Annotated in this window: 13 protein-coding genes; 2 read left to right on the top strand and 11 right to left on the bottom strand. The window is 40.1% G+C overall.

From position 1 onward, the window contains the following. Positions 1 to 352 precede the first annotated feature (352 nt). Positions 353 to 1,831, bottom strand: a complete 1,479-nt coding sequence (gene cysS, locus WKT12_RS01965) for a cysteine--tRNA ligase (protein ID WP_022231708.1) — start codon at positions 1,829 to 1,831, stop codon at positions 353 to 355. Between the two features lie 337 nt (positions 1,832 to 2,168). Here cysS and mnmA point away from each other — a divergent pair, with 337 nt between their 5' ends. Continuing rightward, a complete protein-coding gene (gene mnmA / locus WKT12_RS01960) occupies positions 2,169 to 3,230 on the top strand; it encodes a tRNA 2-thiouridine(34) synthase MnmA (RefSeq protein ID WP_340318632.1) in 1,062 nt (353 codons plus the stop codon). A 13-nt stretch (positions 3,231 to 3,243) separates the two neighbouring features. Here mnmA and WKT12_RS01955 read toward each other — a convergent pair whose 3' ends face one another. Beyond that, complete coding sequence (locus WKT12_RS01955; protein ID WP_021969886.1) at positions 3,244 to 3,375, bottom strand: hypothetical protein; 132 nt, start codon at positions 3,373 to 3,375, stop codon at positions 3,244 to 3,246. A 122-nt stretch (positions 3,376 to 3,497) separates the two neighbouring features. Between WKT12_RS01955 and WKT12_RS01950 the strand changes: the two genes are divergently transcribed. After that, positions 3,498 to 4,400, top strand: coding sequence for a serine O-acetyltransferase (locus tag WKT12_RS01950; RefSeq protein ID WP_021969885.1), 903 nt, complete (start codon positions 3,498 to 3,500; stop codon positions 4,398 to 4,400). 201 nt (positions 4,401 to 4,601) lie between these two features. On the opposite strand, the gene WKT12_RS01945 is transcribed toward WKT12_RS01950, so the two are convergent. The 9 genes from WKT12_RS01945 to WKT12_RS01905 form a co-directional block, all read right to left on the bottom strand. Then, on the bottom strand, positions 4,602 to 6,434 hold the full coding sequence (locus WKT12_RS01945) for an alpha-L-fucosidase (protein WP_340318631.1): 1,833 nt from the start codon (positions 6,432 to 6,434) through the stop codon (positions 4,602 to 4,604). 70 nt (positions 6,435 to 6,504) lie between these two features. Further along, a complete protein-coding gene (locus WKT12_RS01940) occupies positions 6,505 to 9,246 on the bottom strand; it encodes a sugar-binding domain-containing protein (RefSeq protein ID WP_340318630.1) in 2,742 nt (913 codons plus the stop codon). A 14-nt stretch (positions 9,247 to 9,260) separates the two neighbouring features. Further along, the gene (locus WKT12_RS01935; protein ID WP_445323113.1) at positions 9,261 to 11,576 is read right to left on the bottom strand and encodes a glycoside hydrolase family 3 N-terminal domain-containing protein; all 2,316 of its coding nucleotides are present in this window, start codon (positions 11,574 to 11,576) and stop codon (positions 9,261 to 9,263) included. A 100-nt stretch (positions 11,577 to 11,676) separates the two neighbouring features. After that, entirely contained in the window at positions 11,677 to 12,405 is a 729-nt protein-coding gene (locus tag WKT12_RS01930) for a DUF1573 domain-containing protein (protein ID WP_340318629.1), read from the bottom strand. 401 nt (positions 12,406 to 12,806) lie between these two features. Next, positions 12,807 to 14,531, bottom strand: coding sequence for a DUF1735 and LamG domain-containing protein (locus WKT12_RS01925; RefSeq protein WP_340318627.1), 1,725 nt, complete (start codon positions 14,529 to 14,531; stop codon positions 12,807 to 12,809). 81 nt (positions 14,532 to 14,612) lie between these two features. Then, positions 14,613 to 15,821 (bottom strand): DUF1735 and LamG domain-containing protein, encoded by a 1,209-nt coding sequence (locus WKT12_RS01920; RefSeq protein WP_340318626.1) that lies wholly within the window; start codon positions 15,819 to 15,821, stop codon positions 14,613 to 14,615. Positions 15,822 to 15,841: 20 nt separating this feature from the next. Beyond that, a complete protein-coding gene (locus WKT12_RS01915) occupies positions 15,842 to 16,789 on the bottom strand; it encodes an endo-beta-N-acetylglucosaminidase family protein (protein WP_340318625.1) in 948 nt (315 codons plus the stop codon). Between the two features lie 51 nt (positions 16,790 to 16,840). Continuing rightward, a complete protein-coding gene (locus WKT12_RS01910; RefSeq protein ID WP_340318624.1) occupies positions 16,841 to 18,349 on the bottom strand; it encodes a RagB/SusD family nutrient uptake outer membrane protein in 1,509 nt (502 codons plus the stop codon). 113 nt (positions 18,350 to 18,462) lie between these two features. Then, the gene (locus WKT12_RS01905; protein WP_340318623.1) at positions 18,463 to 21,762 is read right to left on the bottom strand and encodes a SusC/RagA family TonB-linked outer membrane protein; all 3,300 of its coding nucleotides are present in this window, start codon (positions 21,760 to 21,762) and stop codon (positions 18,463 to 18,465) included. Between the last annotated feature and the right edge of the window lie 94 nt (positions 21,763 to 21,856).

The raw sequence follows: 21,856 nt of genomic DNA, 5'->3' as shown, positions 1-21,856 counted from the left end.
AACATATTATTAATTAAAATACATTTTATAGAACACTTTTTTAATAATACGCCCAAAATGTCATCAAAATGTAACCTTATATAAGGTAAAAAACTTTTATATTAGTAAATTTTTAGCCCTCTATTCAGGCTTTATTATTTATTTATTATGTAAATAGGTCATTATAAAATATTTTATTAATAAACCTGATTATCTCCATTTATGTACATATGTGAAGGGCGTGAAGAGCAAAAAAGCAACCAAATTTATTATAATCGATGTGGTAATACAAACAAACGCGGATTCATGCAATTATATCTGCACAAATCCGCGTTTACTTACCTAATTTATCTATTAAGAAAAATATGAACCTTTATTTATTCAGCTTCCAGGTAAATCCATCTTTTGTATCTTTGACTTCAAATCCCAAAGCAGCCAATGTATCACGAATCTTGTCACTGGTTGCCCAGTCTTTATTAGCCTTTGCCTGCATACGCTGTTCAAGCAACATATCTACCACTTTGCCAAACGCTTCTTCACGTGCAGCATTGTTTTCAGCCTCAGCCTTCAAGCCAAGAATATCGAATACAAATGTATGGAATACACTCTTCAATTCAGCAAGATCATCAGCACTGATAGTTGCTTTCTTATCGATTACGGTATTAATCATACGAATCGCATCGAACAAATGAGAAATTACAATCGGTGTATTCAGATCATCGTTCATAGCTTCATAGCATTTTTCGCGCAATCCGGCCGGTTCAATGCCTGTAGTCGTCTTCGAAGGAGTAATACGTTCCAGATTCTTAACTCCTTCCATCAGACGTTCCAAGCCTTTTTCAGCAGCCTGAAGAGCCTCATTGCTGAAATCTACCGTACTGCGGTAATGTGCCTGAAGGATGAAGAAACGAATCGTCATCGGTGAATAAGCCTGAGCAAGAAGTTTGTTCGATCCGGTAAAGAACTCATCGAGCGTAATGAAGTTACCCAGTGACTTACCCATCTTCTGGCCGTTGATGGTAATCATGTTGTTATGCATCCAGTAACGTACCATGTCATGTCCCTGTGAAGCTACACTCTGGGCAATTTCACATTCATGATGCGGGAAAATCAAGTCCATGCCACCTCCGTGAATATCGAACGTTTCACCCAAATATTTGCGTCCCATCGCAGTACATTCGCAATGCCAGCCTGGGAAACCATCGCTCCACGGTGAAGGCCAACGCATGATATGTTCCGGCTGTGCACATTTCCAGAGAGCAAAATCGGCAGGATTATGTTTTTCCTGCTGTCCGTCCAGTTCACGGGTTGTATTGATAACATCATCCAGATTACGTCCGGAGAGCTTTCCGTAATGATAATCTTTGTTATATTTTGCCACATCAAAGTAAACAGAACCCTGGCTTTCGTAAGCATATCCGTTCTTCAAAATCTCTTTCACCAACTGAATCTGTTCGATGATATGTCCCGATGCATGCGGTTCAATGCTGGGAGGAAGCACGTTCAACGCCTCCATAGCCTTATGATAGCGGTTCAGGTAATACTGAACAACTTCCATCGGCTCCAATTGTTCCAGACGGGCTTTCTTTGCAATTTTATCTTCACCATCGTCAGCATCATGTTCCAAATGGCCTACATCGGTAATGTTTCGTACATAACGTACCTTATAACCCAGATGTGTAAGGTAACGGAAAAGAATATCGAATGTAATAGCCGGGCGAGCATGTCCCAAATGGGCATCACCATAAACAGTAGGCCCGCACACATACATGCCTACATGAGGAGCATGCAACGGAACAAACAGTTCCTTGCGACGGGTAAGCGTATTATAAATAGTCAGCTTATTTTCCATAATTATCTCTTTTAGTTAAGTCACAAAAGTACGGAAAAAAGAAATAATAAGGAAACAGAGGGCCTTTTTTTTCTCGAAAAGCCGCCAGCTTAGCTTACCCAAAATAGAAAACAGTGTACACTCGTCAAGAAAAGATGTAAATCTTTTAGTTAACAAACATAGAACAACAAGGTGAATTCTTAAATCATGTTATAAAACATAGTTTTTTAGCTGCAATATTTGCAGGTTTCCCAAAAGTCCGTACCTTTGCATCGTGTTTTTCATAGTATTAGATTTAAGGTTAACAAAGGTTGGAGTACAGCGGTACTCCTTTTTTTATGCCCATACGTAAAATAATATGCAAGAAAACAAAAAAGTCCTGTTAGGTATGAGCGGAGGAACAGACAGTTCGGTCGCTGCGTTGCTTCTGCAAGAGGCCGGATACGAAGTAACCGGCGTAACCTTCCGTTTCTATGAAAAAGATAACAATACAGAATATCTGGACGATGCCCGTGAATTATGTGAACGGTTACATATCCCCCACATAGCCTATGATGTACGGGAGAAATTCCGCCAACAAATTATTTCCTACTTTATCAATGAATACATGGCAGGACGTACTCCTGTACCCTGTACACTTTGTAACAATTACCTGAAATGGCCATTGCTGAAACAACTTGCCGATGAAAGAGGCATCTATCATTATGCTACTGGCCATTACGTACAGAAGCGGAATATTGACGGATACTGGCACATTACTACCGGGGCCGATAGCGACAAAGATCAGTCATTCTTTTTGTGGGGACTACCACAGGACATTCTGGAACGCATGTTGTTACCTATGGGAGCATTAACTAAAAGTAAAGTACGTGAAATTGCTGCCGAACGAGGACACCTGAAAGCCGCTCACAAACGTGACAGTCTAGGAGTGTGTTTTTGTCCTATGGACTATCGGACCTTCCTTAAGAAACATGTAGAAGCAACATTTATCAGTCCCGGAAATTTCTACGATGAATCCGGAAATTATATGGGAAAACATGAAGGTTATCCTTTCTACACCATCGGACAGCGCAGAGGATTAGGTATTTATCTGAACAAAGCCCTATTTGTTAAAGAAATTATTCCACAAACAAATAGCATTATAATCAGCGATACACTCAGTTCACTGGAACAAACAGAAATGTATCTTACCGATTGGCATGTAACAAATCCTGCTGCCTTATTCGAAACAACAGAGGAAATCATCGTAAAAATACGTTACCGTAAACAAGCCAACCGCTGTACAGTTGCTCCAACTTCCGACGGATGCCTGCACGTCAGGTTGCATGAACCACTGGCCGCCATTGCAGCCGGACAAGCCGCCGCTTTTTATCGGGATGACGTAGTTTTGGGAGGTGGAATCATTTGCTCGACTAAATGAAAAAGAGGAATGATTACTTTACTCTCCTGTTCAGCTGATTATTTGCTTTTTCAGGTTTTGATTTGCCAACACGTTTACCACTCGTTTTTTTCTTTCCTGACTGCTTTGCTTTCCAAGCAAAAGGATTTTTCTTATTCACTACCATATTATCTGTATTTTTTTGCAAAAATACAATTATAATCCATATAGGAAGAGGAAAACACTCTCCTCTCTTATCTTACTTATTGAAAATAACTAACTTTGTTTTTCAAGCTAAAATAAAGTATTATGAGTCTATCCGATTACACACATACCCTGACGCAAGCAGTAAGCGAACTATCCGACAATCGTTCATACGAAGGTTTGTTCCACCAATACAAAGATGGCGATCCATTGCCGTCAGGAAAATCACTCCGCCGTATTGTAGAATTAGCTCGTGAAATTCTATTCCCCGGCTATTTTGGAAACTCCACTGTTCACCGAAGAACGATCAATTACCATATTGGAGTCAATGTAGAAGAACTATTTAGTTTACTGACCGAACAGATTCAGGCAGGATTGTGTTTCGGATTAGAAAACAATCCTTCGGAAGATACAATAAAAAAAATTCCCGACCGAGATACAGCAGCCTCTATCGCAGCTCGTTTCATCAGCAAACTTCCCGAAATAAGGCGTATTCTTGCTACCGATGTAGAAGCGGCGTATTACGGAGATCCGGCAGCCACTTGCTTTGGAGAAATCATCTGTTGCTATCCTATTATTCGTGCAATTACCAATTACCGCATTGCTCATGAACTATATATGCTGAATGTTCCCCTCATTCCTCGTATTATTACTGAAATGGCTCATTCGGAAACAGGAATTGATATTCACCCGGGAGCACAAATCGGACATCATTTTACAATCGATCATGGTACAGGTGTGGTAATCGGAGCTACATGTATCATCGGTAATAATGTAAAGCTCTATCAAGGAGTAACATTGGGAGCCAAAAGCTTTCCACTTGATGAGAATGGAAATCCGATAAAGGGTATCGCCCGCCATCCCATTTTGGAAGATGACGTCATCGTATATTCTAATGCGACCATTTTAGGACGTATCACTATCGGCAAAGGCGCAACAATCGGTGGTAATATCTGGGTAACGGAAAGTGTACCGGCCGGAGCACGTATTGTACAGCGAAGGGAATAAAAAAGAATCGAATTTACAATAATATCAAGATAAATTCCAAGGATAAGAATCTCTTCATTTAAACTCCTCATTGAAAAATAGCTCTATCAAATTCTTTTGGGAAATGATAGAGCTATTTTATATTTACATTTTATAATGTGACATTGGGGACGTCATTACCTAATGGTAAACTTAACGCAATCTCCCTATTCAATTTATATATTACTTTTCGTCCGGCACCACAGTTACTCCAAGCTCCTTCATTGCCATGACAGCAGGAGCATCATCCGGAGTTGTGGCCTCCAGCTTCACATAACGGACTATTGTTACTGACGGAAGAGCCACGGTTTGGGGCAACGGGTTATGCATGATGTTGCTAAACTCTCCATCCGATACCACTACCGTCCAGTTCTTTCCGTCCTCGCTGACAGAGAACTGGTAATGATAAGCCATTGTCGGTTTTGCTTCTCCGTTCAAAGGAGCGTAGGTGAAAGCCTTCAGACAGACCGGCTTGCCCAAGTCTACTACAAGAGGAGAAGAAGACAACTGGCTCCACGTACTGCGTGGAAGAGTATTCCAGTCAACAGCCGAAGATTGGCTTGCAAGAACTGGAGCATAATAAGCTGATACATCCGATATATTCGCACTAAGACGGCAAGAATCAATACGGACACGGATGGAATCAGCCGTCAGCTCCGGAAAGCGAAGCATACGCTTATAACCGATGGTGGTACCTTCACCCAATGACTGCCAGCGACCGTCACGGTAAGCCTCAACCGTAAACTTCTCCACACGCTGACCCTTCGAGATATCTTCCTGAACCTGAACCACGTTCAGCCGATTCTCCGGACGAACAGCATAGGAACGGGATTCACCCGCACAAGCAGTCCACGAAACATTACCGTTCTGAATCTTGTCATCCGAAAAGACCTGACGGCGGTAAGCTGCAAATTCCTTTAAACGGGCTACATCTGCTTCGTTCAGCAAACCCCGGCGGTCGGGAGGTATATTCAGCAAAAGAACCGAATTATAGCCTACAGACTGAAAATAAATATCCGACAGTTCTTTCAGGCTCTTCACCTTTGCATTTTCCTCTTCATGCCAGAACCACCCTGGACGAATCGATACATCCACTTCCGAAGGATACCAGAACAGTTCCGTTGCATCCTTCAGCATATTACGACTGCCCAAATCCTTCGCCTGCTGACTGATATTCAACCGCTCGTTATTTGCGTTACTGCGAGCATAAATACCCGGAGTAAGAACCGTTGCACTCCATTCCGTTTCACGACCAAGCCCACGCTCATTACCAACCCAACGTACATCATCCCCCATAATCGCCATCACAGCCTTAGGCTGCAAACGCTGGATCGTCTTATAAAAGGCATCCCAGTCGTACACCTGCTTCTTGCCGTTCGGGCCTTCACCGTTTGCACCGTCGAACCACACCTCATGCACCTCACCGTAATTGGTCAGCAACTCTGTAAGCTGTTCGATAAAGAACTTATTGTATTCAGGAGAATTACCATAACAGGAAGCATTACGGTCCCACGGAGAAAGGTATACACCGAATTTCATGCCATACTTGGTACATGCATTACGAAGCTCACGTACCACGTCACCCTTGCCGTTCTTCCACGGAGAAGAAGCAACCGAATGAGAAGTCGTCTTGGTTGGCCACAGGCAGAAACCGTCGTGATGCTTGGCTGTAAGAAGTACCATCTTGAAGCCACACTCTTTCAAGGTGCGTACCCATTGGTCAGCATCCAGTTCTGTCGGATTGAACAAAGAAGGATCTTCCGTACCGTCTCCCCATTCACGACCGGTAAATGTATTAATTCCAAAATGCAGAAAGGCTGTCAACTCCATCTGCTGCCAGGACAACTGCTGCGGAGAAGGAACCAGACGGGCTGCCATCGCTACTTTCTGATCTATGCTTTCATTTCCAGAAAACTGCAAATGCTTTACAAAATAGGAAGTGTCCTGCTGAGCCTGTCCTATAACAGGAAAAGCACACAATGAACACGCTACAAGAAACTGATTAATCTTATTCATACAAACGTTATTTATTTAATTCAAAAATAAGAATTAAAACTCATTCTACCTATAAAAAGTCAATAAACTACTATTGATTGAGTAACTGACGAATGGCAGCATTATCTTCAATCTTAGTATTTCCCTTTGTTTCCGACAGGAATATAGCATCCAGCAGATAAGAAGGGACTTCCGTTTTCGGAGAAAAAGCTGCAGAATGTACGTATGCATTTATCGAATATAAAAGCTGTTTCATGGCTATCCGTTTATCCATATCTTTTTGGATATCCATGCACAACACAAAAAGTTTTCCATCACCAACTTTTACTTCAAAAGCAATAGCCAGTTTACGATTAACTTCATAAGTATCAATACTCTGAATAACAGGTTCAAGTGTATAAAAGGCTGTTAAATCTACAGCTTTACCATAATTCAAAATATCCCACCATTGCCAGTCAGCATAATAAGAAGTCGGAAAATGCTGAAAAGCCGGATGAGATGAATCAATCCAAGTTCCCACAATCATCGGATCCCAGTTAAACATGACAGGATTCCAGAAATGTCCGGTAAACTTGGTATTACGACCATTTACCTTGCTTGGTATAAACAATACATTTTCTCCTTTTTCCAATTTTTGTTTAGCATCTTCCCAAGTATTCACATACTGAATATTATTGGCTAATGTATTAATTTCTTGAGGATAAACCCAAATATCCCATTCATTCTGAATGCCGTTATCTAAGCAGACTCTGAATGTATACTTACCAGCTTCTTGAATATTATGTAACGGTACCTGCACTTGTCCTAAAGAATCAACTCCTCCGACAGGTAACATAGCATGTCCTAACTTACCTTTAGCCATGACTTTCTGATTTTCTCCTATAAGACACCAGTCAAGGCTACCTTTCGCCAAGTTTTTTTCACCGTACTGATAAATCTCGAGTTTTACATTAAAACTTTCAGAATTCAAATATGTACGTTTCGGGAAACGAGCCAGCAACACAACCGGAGCACACGATTCTCTGTATTTTTCTGGAGTAACCAACCCTTTGCTATCCCAAAAAGCATCCAGAATACCTACAAAAGCACTACCTTGCCCCGGGAAATCAGACAATCCTAATAACTGAAAGCCTCCAGAATTAGCCGTGCGCATCAATGCTTCATTTACTTCCTTATATTGCAATACTGTATGAGCGCCCGTAGCCTTGAAAAAATCATCAGCCTTGTGCAACATTCCGTTCGCAGCAAGACGCTGTTTGAAAACCTGAAAGTTTCTCGGCTCCAAGACTCCCGTATATTTGGATGTTTCATTAAAATTAGGAAACATACAGCGCTGTCCTGATTCATGAGCTATTACCGGTACATCAATATCCGACTCTTTGGAACGATCCCAATCTGTAGAGGGCTGCCCGTCATAAACTGTAATCCAGCCTTTTTCTGTAAGATGGGAAACGTAAAACTCGTCAGATTTAACATGATCGCGAGCAGTAGAAGCTGAATAAAGATGACGATTGTCATAAGACTGTCCCTTCTTTACCAAATCCTCCAAAACAGTAAAATCACCCTCATTCTCATTTCCATTACACATCAGCAAAAAAGATGGATGATTGCCATATTCATCTAAAACAGCATACATCTCTTTTTCAAAGAAATCACGGCGCTCCGGATATTTACCAACATTCTTTACCCACATAGGCAACTCAACCTGTAAATACAATCCTATCTCATCGGCTGCATAAAAAGCTGCTTCCGGAGGACACCACGAATGGAAACGTACATGATTCAAACCATATTCTTTTACCGTACGAAATATACGCAGCCAACTTTCCACGTCGGTTGCCGGATAACCCGTCAATGGAAAAACAGCACAATCAAGCAAACCACGTAAATGAATATTACGACCATTTAAACGTATATGATGTGCTCCCTTTTCAACTTTTCTGAAGCCGAACTGTTCGCAGACACTTGCTTTATTTCCATCTACAGTCCATTCTACAGTCAAATTATACAAAGCTGGATTAAACTCATCCCACAATTTAAATTTCTTACCAACCGATAATATTCTTTCTACAGCAGACTGGTTGGAAGAAAGCTCAATTTCCTCTGAATCGGAAGCAAGAATTTTGCCATTCTTTTCGGACACAGTAAGCATCAGATTTCCCTTCACAGCCTTTTCCGAAGAATTGATATATATTTTAGCTGTAACCTGTCCATTCTCTATATCCGGATATACTTTTACATGCTTTATATAGTCAGGCATCTTAGCCTCCAATGAGATTTCTCCGACGATCCCATTCCAGTTAGTTTGCGCATGTTCTGTCAAAGTATGATTCCATACATCCATAGGATACTTCATTCTGTTGTCTACACAGAGTGTTAAAATATGGGTACCTGGAGTACAATATTTAGTAAGCACAAAACGATTAGGAGTACACAAACGTTCATCGGTTCCAACCAAAGCTCCATCAACATACACGGCAGTTTCCCAATGGCAGCGTTCCAAATTCAGAATAATTTCCTTGCCTGACCAATCTTGTGGAATAAGAATTTCCCGCTGATACCATGCCTGTCCACAATATTCATATTTCCGTGACAATCGGTCCACATAAGCTACTTGATTCGGAATTCCCTTACCAGCCTGATCCGTACTACCGGGTAACATAATTGTTTCAGTCAATTTTGTCTGATAAAGTTCCGAGCCTGGAATCTTACCAAAGCCCATCGGATCCAACTGGAAACGCCAGATTCCCGATAAATCTATTTTGTCAGCCTGTTGAACCGCAAGAGCACACTGAAACAAAAACAGAGATAAAAGAGTAAACACAAATTTCATAATTATGATTTAAGTTATTCTACAATAATTTCCTTATTAAGACGAATATCTTCTGAGGAAGCTCCCACCATCAGCAAAAAGCGTCCAGGTTCGACCGTCCATTTACCATTCATTCCGACCAATGAAAGGTCATAAGCACCCAACGTAAATTTCACCTCTCGAGTTGCTCCGGCTTTCAAATGGAAACGTGTAAACTTCTTTAATTGCTTCAAAGGCTGGGAAACAGAAGCGAATTCATCACGTACATACAACTGTGCAACTTCATCACCGTCAACATTTCCTATATTCTTCACTATAAAAGACACTTCAAATTCTCTTGGAGCCACTTTTTTTACATTCAAATCCGTATATTCGAACTTAGTATAGCTCAGCCCATATCCAAATTCGTAAAGCGGAGCAGCAGACAGCTCTACATAATCATGATTTTGGGGAGCTTTCTTATTGTAATAAATAGGGAGTTGCCCAACAGAGCGGGGTACAGACACAGGCAAGCGTCCTGCCGGATTATAATCGCCAAACAAAACATCGGCAATAGCCATTCCTCCCTCCTGTCCCGGATAAAAGGCTGTCAACAAAGCATCAGCATGTGACTGAGCCCAAACCTTATCCAACGGACGGCCTTCTATATAAATAACGACCAATGGCTTTCCGGTCGCTTTCAATGCCTCAAGCAGCTCATTCTGTTTTCCCATCAATGAAAGAGTGGCACGGTCAAATCCTTCACCACACTCCATATCACTGACCGTTGCACTACTGGTAACAGCCGCCCCCGTTTCAAGATAACTGGTCTTAAAATCACGGGCACTTGATCCTCCGACAACTGCTATTACCACATCGGCTGATTGTGCTGCATGAACAGCCTTCTCCATTTCTACATTACTCGTATCCCGAATGGCACATCCTTTCACATACTCCACCTGACTGGCAGAGAGTTTACTCAGAACTCCTTCCAATACTGTTTTTACATTGCCTTCTTCCTGAGGAGCCGTATAATCGCCCAGCATATTATATTGATTATCTGCATTCGGCCCTATTACAGCAACTTTTCCTATTGACTTCGATAATGGAAGTACTCCGTTATTTTCAAGAAGAACAACAGACTGTTGCGCTATACGACGCGCTAAATCCACGTGTTGCTCACTACGAACTTCCTTCTTTGCTTCATTCGGATCGACATAGGGATGCTCAAACAATCCCATGTCAAATTTCAGTGTAAGCACATGAGCTACCGCCGAATCTACCAAGCATTCTGACACTGCTCCCGAATGTACTGATTCACATAAAGTAGCAAACGCTTCAGCACCCAAATCAACATCCACTCCAGCTTGTAAAGCCTGCCGGCCGGCATCGGCCAGAGTAGGAGCAGTGAAATGAGAAGCGTGTAACCCGTCGATACTATATAAATCGGATACCACAAACCCATTAAATCCCCATTCCTTACGTAATAAATCGGTTAATAAATAATGATTGGAAGTACAAGGCACCCCATCAATTGAATTGTATGAAGTCATTACAGACAAGGCTCCTGCTTCAATGGCATCGCGAAACGGAGGTAAAAAGTTCTGCTTCAAATCACGTTCACCAACAGTTGCATAATTTCCATTTTGTCCAGCTTCAGGAACAGCATAAGCTAAAAAATGTTTTAATGTGGCAATTGTAGAATAGGGAAGATTCAGCTTGCCCCCTCCAAGTCCGGCTACCACAGCAGCCCCCATCTTACCGGCAAGCACAGGGTCTTCTCCAAATGTTTCCTCCATCCGTGACCAGCGTGCGTCACGTGACAAATCCAATACCGGGCCATAGCTAATATGTGCCCCCTGCAAACGCACCTCTTTTCCAATCGCTTTTCCCATCTCTTCCATCAAAGCCGGCGACCAGGTAGCAGCAAGACCTATACCTGTAGGAAAGACAGTTGTACCAATCGCCATATGACCATGAGGAGCTTCTTCTGCCAGAAAAACAGGAATACCTAAACGTGTATTATCCAACACATATTTTTGCAATGCGTTGCCAGCTTTTGCAGCCAGTTCCGGATTCAAGCCATTTTCCAGTGTTTTTTTAGTCCAGGGATCAGCGCGGTATGTTGCCCATAGCATCCCAGCAGCACTCTGTTTTACCAACTTCTTAAATTTATCGGAAACTATTACATTCTCTCCCTTAATCTCATACATATCCCAGCCCAGTACACAAAGCAACTGACCTACTTTTTCTTCTACCGTCATTCGTGACAGTAAATCATTTACACGTTGCGACGTCGGAAGAGAAGCATCTTTATAGGAAAACTTTTCGGCATGTATTGAGTTTATCATGCATAGTCCTCCTACTAACATTGTAACAAAAGGATTAAACCATTTCATAATTCGCTCTATTATTTTGGTAATATTCAATCAAATTGACTAAAAAAACAATCATTTATTCACAAACAATAAATCAGGGCTCCGTACAAACAACCTTAAGAGGCTTATCCAGAGGCTTACCATTAACTACCGGATACACGTAAGCCAAACGAGAAAACTTACCCGTATAGGAATAAGTAACCGGCATTACTTTCTCTTCTTTAGGCTTCATCATATACGGACTTGTAAAAGTTACATCCGTATTGCCGTCCATTACAATAAAGAAAAGTTTCATTTCCTTGTCTGTATTATTAATGAATTTCAAATCCATAGTCTTTCTATCACCTTCTTTCATATATCCAAAGGCCATAACTTCAAAATTCATCCATAATCCATCACCGAATTCATAAGGATACCTGTCTGATACAGGATGCTCGCCCGGTTTTACCGTTCCCTTTATCCAAATACGATTATAATTCTGATTTTCATTCGTTAAAACAACAATCTCCTTACTAAAGAAACCAGGACGATACATCGGATTGAAATAGACTTTTACAATTCCCTTAGCACCGGGTTGTATCGGTTTTTTAGGATAATCAAACTTAACACAGCCGCAACCACTTGTTACACCAGTGATAGCAACAGACTTCTTATCCTTATTTTGGAATTCAAACTCATGAGAAACAACTCCTTTCTCTTCCTCAATGGTCCCAAAATTAAAAACACGCTCTTCGAATATTAAACTTTTCCCCAAAGCCGGCTCCTGAGCCCAGGAAACTCTCCAGCAAAAACAGAGTAGTAAGATAAGATAAAGTGTTTTCATAAATCAGATTCTACATTATTGTATATTTATAAGCTATTATTTCATTGTAGCAGTCAATGGCGTTTCTATTTTCTCCATTGACAACGGGGAAATGGTTTCAATATAGGAAGATTAACAAATTCAACATCAAGGTTATCGTTTTCAGTTGAAAAGATCAAACACATAAAACTCGAATTATTTACAAACTTCAAAATCATGCTTTTCTTCTTACTTAATGTACTGTATCAAAAGGCATCACTTTAAAATCTTCACCATAAATAAGCATATCACTCCTATACAAAACACCTCATAGGCACTACAAATTTAATAAACAATCGGAAATAAAATATAAAACAAGAGGGCAAAGCGAATTCATTACATGATTGCCTTACCCTCATGTTATTTATTTTAATCAGTCCTTTTTACTTAACCCACACATTCTCTTCACTTTTATCCCACTGCACATAAGTATGAGTATCAGTCAGATGAGTACCCGGATCCGGCTCAGTTTCCGTCAGACATCGCCATGTATCTGACCAGTCAATCGTATAGCCATTACCAGTTGCATCATGGAAAATATAGCCTTCACCTTCGTTCATTTTCCAATATGCCATTAATCCAGGAGATTCAGGATCTACACTATTCAATCCTCCTTTTATTTCCTCTACGTTCAACGCACGCTCCCATATTCTGGCTTCAGCAATGCTACCGTCAAACTTCTGACTTTCACGATATCCAGCCCATGACATACCAATTTCTACCCCCCTGAAAAGAGTTGAGTAACCAGTATAATTAACTTCTATATCTTTTTCATCATCTACATACATCGTAAATTTACTTCCATCGTATACAATAGTAAGTAAATACCATGTATTGGTCTGGAACATCTTATTGGCAAAATGATTATCAGCACTGCCTAATGCAAACTGAAGTCTATTACCTGTTCCGCCTTCACCAAAACGCATCATGACATTATTACTACCATTGAAAGCAAAGAAACGAGAGATATGACCATCAGGCAATGAATTTGCTTTTATCTTTATCTGATAAGTAAATACTGATAATTCCTTTTGCAAGTCCGAATCGAAATAATAATTTGCATACATATTAGGATTGGTCAAATCCAACGCTGCAAATTTACCAGAGGGATCATCCGGAGTATAATCACCATCACCACTACTAGCCTTCTTATAATCAATAATGATAAATGTTGTATTATATCCCTCTTTTATATTTAATCCTATTGAAACTTCTTTTATTGTAATAGGTAACATATATGTAGTACCTTCTACCAAATTATCCAAAGAATTTAAAGTAACAACAACAGGAGTTGATTCTTTCTTAGCCACCTCAATTGTCGCATCCAGTCCCTCTATATTAATATCGGCATCGTCAGGAAGTGGAGTATAAGATGTATTATATTTCTGATTATATGTATCAACCAAATCCAGATCTTTTACTAAAGATACTGTTTCATTTTGTTGTACTGCACTCTCGGTACTGATTGTAAATGTATATACAGAAGGAAATTCCTTTGTATCCATCTTATAAGTTCCCCAATAAGCCAGATTACTAATAGAAGCATCTGTCTTCTTATCACCCGGCAGATTCATGCTTATGGAAGTCCAAATAACACCTGCCTGAGTTGAAGGGACACCATTGCCATTGACCGAAGAGATAGTTACCGGCAGCAAATAAAGGCGTTCTGTCAAGGGTATGTAATTTTCAGCGGGTATAGTAAACTCTATTGAATCGGTAGAAATTGTTGCACCTGCCGGAACCGTTACAGACTGCTTAATAAATTCTACAGTATTGTCAGGCAATGCAGCGTAAGCAGTCCCATTCTCCTGATTATATGTTTCAACCAACGAATTATCTACAGCTGCAGAAACTGATAAATTACCATCGGCAGGGCGCGTTGTCTTTACAGGCACCTTAAGGGTAACCTGATCGCCAACAGCTCCTACAGAAGTCCAATCTACAGTAAAAGAATAAAAATTCAATTGCCCATCTCCTCCTTTTTGGTTGAAATAGACTAAATTATTCGGATTACCTACTACATCGTAACTTTCATCATCGCATGACTGAAAACTTAATATACCTCCGCAAAGCAATACAGCAGATAATAAATATTTAAAACTTTTCATAGCTACATTTTTATTTATGGAAGCAGGATAAAATTGGATGACAACTTTCTTTTATTCCTGCTTCCTAACTTGAAAACTTAATTACTGAACACAGGTGTTTTTTTCATCTGCATCCCATCCAACATATTGGCTATAATCAAGTCCAAATACATTGCCGGCACCTTCAGACATCTCACGACATGTATTCGACCAATCCATATCATAGCCATTACCAGTAGCATCGTGGAAGATATGACCTTCGCCCTCATTCATTTTCCAATATGCAACCAAGCCTTCGGAAGCTGGGTCTACAGCGCACAATCCCATCTGCAATTCGGCTGGTGTCAAGGCACGATTCCATACACGAACTTCAGCAATACGTCCCTTGAAGTACTGCGAATAGCGGTAAGACGTCCAAGACATACCGATTTCAAACATCTGGAAATCTACCGGCTGTCCGTCACCATCCAACTGAGCATCTTTCACACCATCTACATACATGGTAAATTTACTACCATCGTATGTCAGCGAAAGTGTATACCAGCGATTTGTACTAAAGCGTGTAGTAGACGGAACACTACCGGTCGGACATACCCACTGCAAACAATTCACATCCATACCAATCTCACCGAAACGCAACATATTCGAACGGCTACCGTCAGCAGAAGAGAAATTACACATACGCGCAATGGAGTGCCATTCTTCCGAATAGAATTTAACCTCATAAGTAAAGTTCGATAAAGACTGCTTCTGACTCTCGTCAAACATAAAATTACTATACAATTCCGGATTAGAAATATTCAGCGATGTGAAATTAATAACTCTGGAAATTTGTAAATAAATTGTTTTAGAAGGAGCCAATACTTCCAGCCCATCAACCTGCTGAATTGTAACAGGTATTACATACACCCTGGCATCGTCAAGGTTTTCTGTTGAAACAACCTTTACTGTTGCAGGAGTAGAAAAGACCTTACCCTTTTCAATAACAGTTTCAGCATTTTCCAATGTAACTGTTCCTTCTGGTACAGAAAAATAATTTGTATTATGTGCCTCATTATAAGCGTCTACCAATGAATTATCAATGGCAAACGTTACATTTACATTTTCTGAAACTTTATTAGTTGCAGTAGCTGTTACAGCATAAGTAGAAGGAGTATCTTCCACCACAAACTTCACAATCGGAGATGTTTCCGTTCCGGATACAAGTACTACATTTTTATTGTAATCAAAGCTGTCACCTTCTGCGCAGCTGAACATGGAAAATGCCAAAACACCTCCCAGTAAAACTGCTTTTATTTTATGTATATTCATAATAGTTATATTATAGATTATTACTCTTTAATTGAAGGATTCATAATTTGAATTGCCTGACGGAATTCATTGTAAGGAATACCTGATGCCGAATAATAGTTACGACCTAAATAAAATACACCACAACCTCCTTTATGTCCAACTTCCGGTTCCCAGCGTGCATAATCCAACAATCGGCCACCATCCAGATAGAAAACACCAAATGTTTCACAATAAATCATTTTCTCGGGCGGAAAACCTGACGGTTGGGTTAAGAAACCTACCTGATTACTATATGCCTGCTGTACAAAATAATCACAGTAAGGAATACAATCTTTAGGAGGCACACTACCAAAATAGTCAATGATCAGCAACTTATTGGGAATAGATCCCTGAGGACCAAAATATTTTGCCAACTCCACTGTCAGACGATACATGTCATTACCATTCCATCCTTCATAGTCGACATCAACGCCGTCCAGTCCCGGTTCCATCACCTGATTCACAATCCATTTTGCGTATGCAGCCATTATCTCATCAGAAGGATTTGCTGAACCTCCCATGTCATATTCTACTCCATCAACCGTAAAAACATGACGATAATGGGAAGCATCTGCATGCATAATGAAACGAGTTCCCAATTTTTCCTGAGCGTATTTCATATCTTCATAGGCTACCGGATGTGTTTCTGCCGTCGGAATCCCCATCCACAGATTTACAATATCAATGCTATCTGGAAGACCTTTGATACGTTCACCCCATGATGCAGGATCTTTACTGCCTTCGACACCTTCAATCGGTGCCCAATTTTCATAATATGCAAAACTTACTTCATGATCGCTTTGCTTGAATGCACGAAGATTAGCATAATATTGTTCATCATATGTTTTCAATTTTTGGATTTCCAGTGCTTCCACGTCTGTGTCACAGCTTGGGAAAGCCACAAGGCCTACACAAAAAGCTAATATGCCAACAAATTTAAATTTCATAATATCAAATTTATACATAATTACTATTATTGCTTTAACAGATTTACTTCATTAACGAGCTTTCTTATCCCACCAAAGTTTCGTACCGCCGGTATCAGCACCTCCCAAAGCAGTAATACCACTAGCAACTCCCTCAGCGTTATTAATTTTCTCGTCGCGAGTATAAGGCAAACGACGAATCTGTAATTCTGTATCTATTGTACCGTTACTACCATTGACTACTACCGGTATTAGTTCAGGATAACCAGTTCGACGATATTCACTCCACCCTTCCGGTCCATCAGGATATAGGGCAATCCATTTTTGCGTAATGATACGTTCCAGCTTACCTTCAAAATCGTCACTGTCATCCCATGCTGGAGTTACCTCTGTACTAAATGTGTAGTTATCACTGCCTGCATTATCTTCGAAAGATTTAGGGGTAGAAATATTATCTGCCAGATATGAATCGGCTGAGCCTGCTCCATTTTCTTCAAAGGAAATCCGGACTCCCTGCTCATAAAAACTCTTTGCATCACCTCCCATATTCCAGCCTCTCAATGCACCTTCTGCACGTAAGAAATATGACTCTGCAGCAGTCATCCAAACAACCGGAGTCGTATTACGATCCATATTCAGGTTGGATATCTTAGCTCCCTGATAATTAGCCATATTAGATGTTGAAATACCGATGCGTACACCATGGTATTCACCATCTTCAGCAGCAGCTGTAAAATACTTGCCGATACGAGGGTCATTCAGTCCATCCATATAGGCAACAATTGAGGCACATGGACGGCAGTCGCCTGCATTAAAATTATAAGCTATTTCCTGTAACGGATGATGATAAACCAGCAATCCGTGATTCAATTCAGCACGGTCGGCTGTAGCCTCAATCAAACCATAAGGAGACTGGACAGACAACTCTGCCTGCTGCTGAGCCAGTTGAGGATCGGCATAAGCGACACGCAAAGCCAAGCGCAAACGTAAGGTATTGGCGAACTTTACCCACTGAGCAACACTACCACCATATATATAATCATAATCAGTCATCAGTTTAGCATCAGCGTTACCACTTACATAATTCCCAAGAATTTCGATGGCTGAGCCCAGTTCCTCAAAAAACTTCTTATAAATCTCATCCAAAGGATCATACAAGCTGGAAGTTCCATAGTTTACATAAGGAATAGGTCCGAAAGTATCTGCAATACGATGCATTCCTGCCACCTTGACAATTGTTGCCAAGGCATCAACTTCTGCCAGCCCCTGCTCAGTAGCAATCCGATGGATGTTCTGCCAAGGAGCCATAACACCAGTGTATGCATAATCGAAAGTCGCATTCACCCAGCTTTCCTGAAAAATATACTGACCATTGTGTGCCGTACTTCCCAAAGTTGCAGCCGTGTATCCTGCATACTGGTCATGTGAAAGATTCTGAGCAATCTGGTAATCAGAATCCAGTCTTTCACCATCGTTAATAATTACCACACGACGTAACATCTGAGAGAAAAAAGCACCTGTCTTAAGGTTATCTACTCCCATCATTTCTTCCGTTACTTCATTGGGATTTACGTTGTCCATATAGTCTATGCATGAAGTATTATTAAATAAGACCAAAGACAATCCCAATAAAGAATATTTTCTCAAAAAATCTATATTATGAAGAATCATATCTTTTTAATTTAAAGGGTTGATTAGAATTTAACTTTTACAGAGAATCCCAAGTTACGCAAACTCGGTGACATAAACATATCAATACCCTGGAAATAAGTACCTGTACTTGCTGTCAGTTCCGGATCAAACGGAGCTTTCTTATACAAGAAGAAAAGATTCTTTCCGATGAATGATACATTCAATCCCTGAATCCAGTTTACATATTTATTGATAGGAATATCATATCCCAGTGAAAGTTCGCCCAAACGTACATTAGTTGCACTATATACGTACATAGAACCAATACCACCAGTATTACCCGAACCACCTACAGTTGTATAATACTTTTGTGCATCAATAGGACGACCGTTCACCAAAGCACCTCCCATATCACGAGCATCAGCAGAAGCCTGAGATGCACCATACGAATCCATCACAGCCTGAGTCTGAGAAACGACGATACCGCCAACACGAGCCGTCAGCAAGAAGCCCAGTGACAAGCCTTTATACGAAAAGTTATTACCCCAGCTTAAATTATATTTCGGAGCACTATTTCCTGCTTTGATAAAGTTATCATACTCAGGAACAACTACCTGATCAACCGGATGTACATAAATGGCACCATGTTCATCGGTACGCAAAGTGTTTACATAAATATCACCAATAGAACCACCTTCTGTCAGAATCATCTTATACATACTGGTACCACCCATATCAATCCACGTCAATGACGTTTTTTCGTGAGTTATCGGATCCTCGTAATCACGCAACAATTCTACAACCTTATTCTTGTTCAAGGAATAATTTATATATGAACTCCATCCAAAATCGCCCCATTTGTCATCATAACGAAGTGAAACCTCAATACCTTTATTATCTACACGACCGCCGTTGACAACTTCCGACTTATATCCGGTAGTTGATGACAATGTACGTTCAAAAAACTGATTATAGGTACGTGACTGATACAAAGTCGCATCCAGTTTCAGTCTGTTTTTGAAAAAGACAAAATTAAAGCCAAGTTCCCATGATTTGGTACGTTCTGGTTTCAGGTTTGCATTCGGTCTGCGTGACTGAGTTACAGGAACTCCATCAACAAGTGCATAAGTAGGTATTGCAAGAAATACATCAGGAGAGTTACCTACTTCAGAATAAGATACACGAGCTTTCATGTAAGGCATGATATCGGTACTACATTTAAAAATATCCGTAATAATACCGGACAAACCTACGGAAGGATAAAAGAATGAGTTGGTTGAAGTTCCCTTAAATGTAGAAGACCAGTCGTTACGAGCGGTTACATCCAAATAGGCCATAGACTTATAACCTAACTGAGCGCTTCCAAATACTGCATTTTTCTTGATGTTGTATCCATACTGATTGGCCAAATTCTTTTCTGTTGTATCAACATTTCCAAAGGTAAACAAATTGGCAACAGATTTAAGTTTACCACCAAAATAATCGGATTGGTATTTATTGGTTTCAAAATTGGTACCTATGTTTGCAGTCAAATTCAATGTATTATTTGCAAAGTACTTGTTAATATTCAACAGCAATTCACCGTAAATTTGTTGTCCCTCCACGTTGCTCTTTGAATAATATCCGTATTTTGAAGCAAACAATGTATTCGTACCGGCATCATACATACGTTCATGAGTTTCATTGTTACGGTCCATCTTTACACGACCGGTCAAATTAATCCACTTGGCAAAGTCATACTTCAGCGATGCAGTAGCCATATAACGGTTCTTATGATTAGGCATTGTTATATGCTCGGTAATCCAGTAAGGATTTTGCAAAGACAAGCCATCACTATAGGGCCAATACTGTGTCAGCAAGTTACGCTCTACATCATAACGTTGATAAGCTTGAATCTTAGAAAAATCATCGCCAGCCGGGAACAAATAAAGCGGTACCAGTGGATTGAAATACAATCCTTGTGCTGTCATGTTCTGTTCCTTTACACTACTCAACATGAAACTTAGGTCAAGAGTCAGCTTATCTTTCAGCATCTTGCTTACATTACGAACTGTTGCATTATAACGCTCGTAATCGTTATTATGTATAATACCTTTCGCATTTGTAGTACCAATAGAAAGATAGGTTTGATTTTTAGATGTCCCAGTCGACAAACTTGCCGAATTCGTTACATTTACTCCAGTCTGAAAGAAATCCTTTGGATCGTAAGTACTTGGAGTTTTCAATTTAGTTCCCCAGCTGTAGAAACTTCCTGTTTCACTTGGACCATAAGTATTCTGAAATTCAGGTAACACTAACGGAGCTGAAAATGTAGTATTATTCGATATCGTCAAAGAAGTTCGTCCTTCCTGCCCTTTTTTAGTGGTAACCATCACAACTCCATTGGCGGCTGCACTACCATACAAAGCTGCTGCCGAAGGACCACTCAATACTGAAATCGATTCAATATCTTCAGGATTCAGTCCTGAAATAGGGTCGCCGGACAATCCTGCACCTTCATATGCATCAGAAGGTTGTTCATTGGCAGCAGACATATCCAACATTGGAATACCATCAACAACATATAAAGCATTATTGTTACCATTCAATGATTTAGCACCACGCATTACGACACGTGAAGAACCTCCTACACCGGATGAAGATGAGTTAATGGTCACACCTGCAATTTTACCATTCAAATTATTTACAAAGTTAGCATCTGCTACACGGGTAATCTCACTATTGTCTACTTTCTGAACATTATATGACAATGATTTTGCCTCTTTTTTGATACCCAATGCTGTTACAACCACTTCACTCAACACTTCGGTATCTTCTGTCAAAACAACGTTCAGGGGCTTACCATCTGTAACTTTTACTTGTTTATTTTTGTAGCCGACATAAGATATTTCCAACTTTCCATCACTCGCTACAGATAATGAAAAGTTTCCATCAAAATCCGTTATTGTACCATTGGTTGTACCTATTTCCATAATTGCAGCACCGATAATAGGCTCTCCATTCACATCTACAACTTTTCCTTGTATCTTTTTTGTAGTATGATTAGATGCTGTATTTACAGACAACTTTTTAATTATAATTTTTTTCCCCTGGATTTCATAATCCAAGCCCGACTGACCTTGAAGAATTTGTTTTACAATATCCTTAATGGATGAATTCTGGCTGGATATTGATACTCGTTTATTGGTATCTACATCTGAAGATGAAAAAACAAATGAATAGCCAGATGATTTCTTCAACTGCTCCATCGCTTCTTTTACTGTAGCATCCTTAACCGAAAAGGAAATATTTTGCGAGAAAGCAGATAAATTTAGACAAAGCGCTGCCGAGGCTACAAGTATAGCCTTATTAAAGTTCCTCATAATTAATGATTTAAGTTTTTGGAAATATTAATATTCTTGTTCAACTAAAACAATAAAAATTCTACATTCCGAAAACACTTCAACTAGATTCTCT

Source organism: Phocaeicola sp. HCN-6420 (assembly GCF_037890145.1).
Lineage (GTDB): Bacteria > Bacteroidota > Bacteroidia > Bacteroidales > Bacteroidaceae > Phocaeicola.
This window is presented reverse-complemented; position numbering and strand designations above follow the sequence as displayed.